An 852-nucleotide genomic window follows, 5' to 3' on the forward strand; every position below is an offset into this window, starting at 1 on the left:
CGGATCGGCTCGAGCGCCAGGGCGACCAGGAAGGCGACCGCCGCCATGGCCAGCACGCCGGCGCGCCAGCCGCCGTAGGTCGCGATGGCCGGCGCGGCGGCGGCGACGAGCATGGCGCCGGCCGGGACGCCGGCCTGCTTGAGGCTGAAGACCAGGGCGCGGCGCCGGGCCGGCGTGCGGGCGGCGATCAGGTGGCTGCCGCCCGGCGTGACCGGGCCATGGCCCATCCCGGCCAGGAAGGCGGAGAGCACCAGCGCCCACGGATGGCCGAGCGCCGCAAGCGCGATGCCGCAGCCGATCAGCACCAGTCCGACCTGCAGCACGCGCACCCCGCCATGCCGCCGGACCAGCGGGCCGGTCAGCGGGCCGGTGAGCAGCGCGCCGGCATAGACGAGGGCGGTGTGCAGCCCGGCCAGGCTCGCCGGCAGGCCGGTCTCGGCCGCGATGGCGGGTGCCAGGACCGGAACGGTCAGGAAGGCCCCCATCCCGGCGAGATGCGCGGCCAGCAGGGCGACCATGAGCGTGGAGAGGGACGGGCCGCCTGGCTGCACCGCCGCATCCTGGGGCGGCGCCTCCTGTGCCGCAACCGGCGGGCGAGTTTTCCGGGTTGACCCTGCCGCCCGGCCGGGTTCAACCCGCGCCATGCATCCGGTCCGCTGGCTTTTCCTGTTCCTGCTGCTGTCCGTGGCACCCGCCCAGGCGCAGGCCCCGACTGCGCCGGCCACCGCCCCGTCCGCTGGGCCGTCCGCTGGGCCGCAAGGTGGTGAGTTGGGACGGCTGATCGAGGTGCTGCGCGACGATGCGCGCCGCGCCGAGTTCCTGCGGGCGCTGGAGGCCGCGCAGCGCAGCCCC

2 protein-coding genes are annotated in these 852 nt (G+C 76.8%); one reads left to right on the forward strand and one right to left on the reverse strand.

The window, feature by feature from the left end:
- The coding region (locus L2I40_RS23845) for an MFS transporter (RefSeq protein ID WP_237217825.1) at nucleotides 1-551 on the reverse strand (551 nt) is incomplete at its 3' end.
- Nucleotides 552-642: 91 nt separating this feature from the next.
- Between L2I40_RS23845 and L2I40_RS23850 the strand changes: the two genes are divergently transcribed.
- On the forward strand, nucleotides 643-852 hold a 210-nt coding region (locus L2I40_RS23850; protein WP_237217826.1), incomplete at its 3' end, for a hypothetical protein.

The sequence above is a fragment of the Falsiroseomonas oryziterrae genome (genome assembly GCF_021864505.1).
GTDB lineage: Bacteria > Pseudomonadota > Alphaproteobacteria > Acetobacterales > Acetobacteraceae > Falsiroseomonas > Falsiroseomonas oryziterrae.